Origin of the sequence: Nocardia takedensis NBRC 100417 (genome assembly GCF_000308695.1) — a bacterium.
Taxonomy (GTDB): domain Bacteria; phylum Actinomycetota; class Actinomycetes; order Mycobacteriales; family Mycobacteriaceae; genus Nocardia; species Nocardia takedensis.
On record NZ_BAGG01000038.1, the window covers coordinates 1 to 5,707 of the forward strand.

A 5,707-nucleotide genomic window follows, 5' to 3' on the forward strand; every position below is an offset into this window, starting at 1 on the left:
GCGCGGGTTCGGTGGAGCGGTGACCGGCCGCCCACCACGCGCGGGCCCCGTCGGCCATGTCCTCGGCGACCAAGGCGGCGGCGGTCACCACCACACCGTCGAGCAGGACCGGCGTGCGCCGGGTGGCCGCCTGGGCCAGAAAGCCCGCCATCGCGGCGATATCCGCGCCGGAGGCGACGCGCAGCAGTTCCACCGGATCCTTGGCGACCCGCCGCGCCCGCCGCATCCCGTCGCGGATCGCGGCGACCTTGCGCACCCAGCCCGCGTCATCGATGCCGGTGCCGCGTCCGACCGCTTTGATCGGTTCGGTGTCGGTGAGCGTCGCGACCAGCACCGTCGCGGGCGTGGTGTTGCCGATGCCCATGTCGCCCACCACCAGCAGGTCCGCGCCGCCGTCGATCTCCTCGTCGGCGACGGCCCGACCGGCGGCGAGCGCGGCGGCCACCTCGGTGACGGTGAGCGCGTCCTCGCGGTCGATCGATCCGCTCGCGCGGCGCACCTTGTGCGCGCTGATCGCCGGATCGGTGTCGGCGTCCACGGCCATGTCCACCACGCGCACGGTCGCGCCCGCGACCGCGGCCAACGCGTTGACGGCCGCGCCGCCGCCGAGGAAGTTGGCCACCATCTGCGCGGTGACCTCGCTTGGGTAGGCCGACACGCCGTGCCGGGCCACGCCGTGGTCGCCCGCGAAGACGACGACGCGGGCGCGCTCGAACTGCCGGGGCGGGCACTGCCCCTGACAGGCGGCGGCCCAGTTGCCGAGTTCCTCCAGACGACCCAGGGCGCCGGCGGGTTTGGTGAGCTGGGCCTGCCGCATGAGGGCCGCCGCGCGCGTGTGCGGGTCCGGGGGAGCAACCGGTCCGAATCCGTGTGTCACTGTCGAGCCTCTCGGTCTGGGCAGGTCTGCGCCGAAGGGTGGTTCGCCGACCAATCTTGCCCCGCCCGCCGCGCCCCCGGCCAACCGCCCGACCAGCCGCTGTCGGTGGCGAGTGTCGAGGTCGTGGTGGGTCGACCCCAGCCCGGCCGCGAACACCTTTGGAGTGAGTCTGTTTCACAAATTGTGGCGGCTTGACCGGCCGCGCTGATCCAAGCGCAAGGTGCGGCCCGCGACCACCAGCACCGCGTCTTCGCAGACCGCGGCCACGCGCTGGTTCAGCGTGCCGATCTCGTCGCGGAAGAGGCGACCCGAACGGGTCGCGGGAATGACGCCCAACCCGACCTCGGGGCTCACGATCACCAACCGGCCCGGATATCGCGCGACCGCCGCCACCAGTCGGTCGGTGTCCGGCGACACCGTGCCGCGCGGGGCGTCCCAGGCGTCGCGCGCGTCGATCACCGCGGTGAGCCAGGTCCCGAGGTCGTCGACGAGGGTCGTGCCGTGGGTGGTCTCGCCGAGAACCGAAGCGAGATCGGCGTTCTCGACCACCCGCCAGTCCGCCGGGCGGCGCTCCCGATGGCCCGTGATCCGCGCGGCGAAGTCGAGATCGGCCGGATCGGGGACCGCCGTGGCCACGTAGCGCACCGGACCTGCCGCGGCGGCCAGCGCTTCGGCATGTGCCGATTTGCCCGAACGGGCCCCGCCGAGGACGAGCGTGCGATGGGCGGCGGCAGACACGTCGGGCAATCTATCAACCGGCCACCGCGTCGCGACCTGTCGACCGGCAATCGCGCCTGACGACCTGTCGACGGCTGCCGTCCCGAATCGGTCACCCGGCCACCGCGCCCGAGGGGGAGCGCCCGTCGTCGCGGGTCGCGCCGAAGCGGCGGCGGTATTCGGTGGGCGCGATGCCGACCAGGCGCTGGAAGTGGTGGCGCAGCAGCGCGCCCGATCCGAAGCCGGCGTGGCCCGCGATCTGCTCGAGTCCCTGATCGGTCTCCTCGAGCAGTTGTTTGGCGTAGAGCACGCGCTGGTTGGTCAGCCATTTGACCGGGGTGGTGCCGGTCTCGGCGGCGAAGCGGCGGGCGAAGGTGCGCGTGGACATCACGGCCCGGCCCGCCAGATCCTCGATGGTGTGCTGTTCGGCCAGGTTCTCGCTCATCCAGCGCAGCGTCTCGCCGAGGCTCTCGGTGCTGTCCAGGACGGGGCGTTCGATGAATTGGCGCTGTCCGCCGTCGCGCTGGGGCGGGACCACCATGCGCCGGGCGATGGCGTTGGCGGCGGCCGTGCCGATCTCGCGGCGCACCAGGTGCAGGCAGGCGTCGATGCCCGCGGCCGTGCCCGCGCTGGTGATCAGGTCGCCCTCGTCGACGAAGAGGACATCGGGGTCGACGGTGGCCGAGGGGAACCGCGCGGCCAGTTGGTCGACGTACTTCCAGTGCGTGGTGCAGCGGCGTCCGTCGAGCAGGCCGGCCGCGCCGGCCAGGAACGCGCCGGAGCAGACGGTGAGCACGGTCGCGCCGTTGGCGGCGGCGGCGCGGACCGCCTCGATGGCGGGCATGCTGCGCGGGTGGTCCATCGCCTCGACGTGGAAGGCGGCCACGGCGACCAGATCGGCGTCCACGACATGTTCGAGCCCGTGTTCCGGGGTGAGGGTGACTCCGGGGGTGGTGGAGCGCAGCGGGCGGCCGGGTTCGGCGCCGCAGACCCGGAAGTCGAAGCCGGGCAGGCCGTCCATGGTGCGGTCGAGGCCGAAAACCTCGGCGACCACGCCGAACTCGAACATGGCCAGCGGTTCGGTGAGCGCGACGGCGACCTTGGACAGCATGCCCTCAGCCTAGCTGGCCGAATATTTGCGCACAACGGCAGAACTGCCACTTTCGGCAAGAAATGAACGAGCGCAAAATTTCTGCCATGACAATCGCACTGCTCACCCTCGCCCTCGTGGCCCTGTTCGCCGCCCTGCTCTACCTCGGCCGCGACCGGATCGGATCGACCGAGGTCCTCGACCGCGACGCCCAACGCCTGACCGTCGAGTTGAAGGCCATCTCCGCCGCGCACCACCGGTGACCCGGAGCGCGAACGAGCCCCCCGGCGTCGACCGGAGGGCTCGAACGGTGCAACAGGTCAGACCGCGTCGCCGGGCGACACGCGCGGTTTCGGCGCGCGCATCTTGCGGATCTGCGAGGCGCGCACGAAGGCGTACCAGCCCAACTTGAAGCCGGTGTCGGTGGTGTTGGGGTACTTCTCCCTGACCCGGTTGTTGACGATCTTGCCCAGGATCACGCCCTCGATCGCCATGAACAGCATCATCACCAGCATCGCCAGCGTCACGATGGTCTGCAGGCCGGGCGCGGCGAACATCGACAGGATCAGCACCAGCGCCATCGGCATGAACAGGCCGACCAGGTTGCGCCTGCCGTCCACCACGTCGCGCACATGCGCGCGGACCGGGCCCTGATCGCGCGGCAGCAGGTACTTGTCCTCGCCCGCGAGCATGCGGGCGCGCCTGTCCTGGGCGGCGAGCTTGCGCTCGGCCGAGGCCGCCTTGCGGTCCACCTTGGTGCCGCGGGTGGCCTTGCGGCGGGCCCGCGCCTCCTTGGAGGTCAGCGGGGCGGGAGCCACCGGACCGCGCTTCTTGCCTTGCGCGTCACGGCGTTTCGGGGTGGGACGGCCCTTGCCGAGGGTCGCCGTCGAGGTGTTTCTGGGGGTGTCTGCGGTCGCCGCATCGCCCGCGTCCGCCGTGTCGCCGGCGGTCGCGTCGGTGCTGCTGGACTCGCCGCGACGGAACAATTTCACACCGACCAGGCTATTCGATGGCATACCGAGCGGGAAATGCGGACGTGTCGTTGTGTGACGCGTCTCGAGAATTCGGCTCCTCGGGCTCCGCGCCGGAGGTTGCGCTTACCCCATTCCGGCGGGAGTGGCAAGATGGGGAATAGCAGCCCGCCGGGTGGTGTTGACGACCACGGAGCCGTGCGCTGTTCACGGGTTGACCACAGCTGTCCCTTAGGAGAGTTCATGACTGTGCAGAACGAGACGACCACCCACGGGGTGACTCTGACCGACGCCGCCGCGAGCAAGGCCAAGGCGCTGTTGGACCAGGAGGGTCGTGACGATCTGGCTCTGCGTATCGCCGTGCAGCCCGGTGGCTGCGCGGGCCTGCGCTACCAGCTCTTCTTCGACGACCGCTCGCTCGACGGCGACCTGACCGTCGACTTCGCCGGGGTCACCCTGGCGGTCGACAGGATGAGCGCGCCGTACGTGCAGGGCGCCTCGATCGACTTCGTCGACACCATCGAGAAGCAGGGTTTCACCATCGACAACCCGAACGCCACGGGCTCCTGCGCCTGCGGCGACTCGTTCAACTGAGCCGGGTTCCCCGCAACGGGGTCGAATTCCATTAATCTGGGCTGAGTTCCCGTCGTGCGGTCGGTGCGCGTGCGCGCGCGCCGACCGGCTTCGCGCATCAAGGTAGATCGCATCAGGTAGATCGCTGGGAACGCACTGGACCATTGTCATGCTCCCCCGCGGTACCTCGGCACGTCTCGGCACGGCGCATCGTCGGCGAGGCGGGCCACGGAACGGCGGGGGAGCCAACCGTTGAAGGGCTCAGCCTCGTGTCAATCGCCGTGTCCGCTTCCATCGCGACCGACCACCTCATGCGTTTCCCCGGACGGTTCGCCGATGTGCTTCTGGCCGATCAGCTCGACCATGTGTCGCTGAGTTTCCTCGTCGACGATCTGCAGGTCCGTCGCGGTGGGGTGGCGGGGAACATCGCCTACGCCATGGGCATCCTGAACCGCACGCCGCTGCTGGTCGGCGCGGTCGGCCCCGACTTCGCCGAATACCGTTCCTGGCTCGAGAAGCACGGCGTCGACTGCTCGACGGTGCTGATCTCCGAGCAGGCCCAGACCGCTCGTTTCGTGTGCACCACCGACGACGACATGGCCCAGATCGCCTCGTTCTACCCCGGCGCGATGAGCGAGGCCCGCGACATCTCGATCGCCGAACTCGCCGAGTCCAATGTCCTGGATCTGGTGCTGGTCGGCGCGAACGACCCCGAGGCCATGCTGCGCCACACCGAGGAGTGCCGCGAACTGGGCATCCCGTTCGCCGCGGACCCCTCCCAGCAGTTGGCCCTGATCGACGGCGACCACGCCGTGCGGTTGATCGATGACGCCACCTACCTGTTCACCAACAAGTACGAGTGGGCGCTGCTGTTGCAGAAGACGGGTCTGAGCGAGGCCGAGGTGGCGGCCAAGGTCGGCATCCGGGTCACCACGCTCGGGGGCGAGGGCGTCGAGATCGTGGACCGGGACGGCACCGTCACCCGCGTCGGTGTGGTCCCCGAGCGGGAGAAGGTGGAGCCGACCGGCGTCGGTGACGCCTTCCGCGCCGGTTTCCTCACCGGCCACACCGCCGGACTGAGCATCGAGCGTTCCGCGCAACTGGGCTCGCTGATCGCCGTGCTGGTGCTCGAGACCATGGGCACCCAGGAATGGACGCTCAACAAGGACGAGGCGCTGGAACGGCTCACCGACGCGTACGGCGCCGAGGCGGCGGACGAGATCAAGCCGCTGCTCTGAGACGGCCTCTCGACGACGACCTCTCGGCATCGCGAGACGACGAGGCCCCCGGACCGAAGGTGGTCCGGGGGCTTCGTTCGCGTCGGGCGACTACAGCGAGACCGGGTAGACCGGTTCCTGGATCTCGGGCTTGATGCGGTCCTCGACGAAGATGCCGTGCCACACCATGAACACCAGCAGTGTCCACAGCCTGCGGCTGTGATCGGAGCGCCCGGCCTTGTGCTCGTCGAGCATCGTGGCG

Annotated in this window: 7 protein-coding genes; 3 read left to right on the forward strand and 4 right to left on the reverse strand. The window is 70.2% G+C overall.

The window, feature by feature from the left end:
• The 3 genes from cobT to ON30_RS09180 all read right to left on the reverse strand — a co-directional run.
• Positions 1 to 817, reverse strand: an 817-nt coding sequence (cobT, locus tag ON30_RS09170; RefSeq protein ID WP_245553983.1) for a nicotinate-nucleotide--dimethylbenzimidazole phosphoribosyltransferase, incomplete at its 3' end; no start/stop codon positions are given.
• Positions 818 to 1,051: 234 nt separating this feature from the next.
• A complete protein-coding gene (locus ON30_RS09175) occupies positions 1,052 to 1,615 on the reverse strand; it encodes a bifunctional adenosylcobinamide kinase/adenosylcobinamide-phosphate guanylyltransferase (protein ID WP_051029111.1) in 564 nt (187 codons plus the stop codon).
• Between the two features lie 91 nt (positions 1,616 to 1,706).
• A complete protein-coding gene (locus ON30_RS09180; RefSeq protein WP_040705779.1) occupies positions 1,707 to 2,705 on the reverse strand; it encodes a helix-turn-helix domain-containing protein in 999 nt (332 codons plus the stop codon).
• An 86-nt stretch (positions 2,706 to 2,791) separates the two neighbouring features.
• Here ON30_RS09180 and ON30_RS38950 point away from each other — a divergent pair, with 86 nt between their 5' ends.
• Positions 2,792 to 2,947 (forward strand): hypothetical protein, encoded by a 156-nt coding sequence (locus ON30_RS38950; RefSeq protein WP_157183671.1) that lies wholly within the window; start codon positions 2,792 to 2,794, stop codon positions 2,945 to 2,947.
• A gap of 57 nt (positions 2,948 to 3,004) precedes the next feature.
• On the opposite strand, the gene ON30_RS09185 is transcribed toward ON30_RS38950, so the two are convergent.
• A complete protein-coding gene (locus ON30_RS09185; RefSeq protein WP_040705781.1) occupies positions 3,005 to 3,676 on the reverse strand; it encodes a DUF3043 domain-containing protein in 672 nt (223 codons plus the stop codon).
• A 222-nt stretch (positions 3,677 to 3,898) separates the two neighbouring features.
• On the opposite strand from ON30_RS09185, the gene ON30_RS09190 reads away from it, so the two are divergent.
• Positions 3,899 to 4,249 carry a HesB/IscA family protein gene (locus ON30_RS09190; protein ID WP_040705782.1) on the forward strand — a complete coding sequence of 117 codons (351 nt, stop codon included), beginning with the start codon at positions 3,899 to 3,901 and terminating at the stop codon, positions 4,247 to 4,249.
• Between the two features lie 248 nt (positions 4,250 to 4,497).
• Positions 4,498 to 5,466: a carbohydrate kinase family protein gene (locus ON30_RS09195; protein ID WP_040705783.1), complete on the forward strand. Its 969-nt coding sequence runs from the start codon at positions 4,498 to 4,500 to the stop codon at positions 5,464 to 5,466.
• The last annotated feature ends 241 nt before the right edge of the window (positions 5,467 to 5,707 follow it).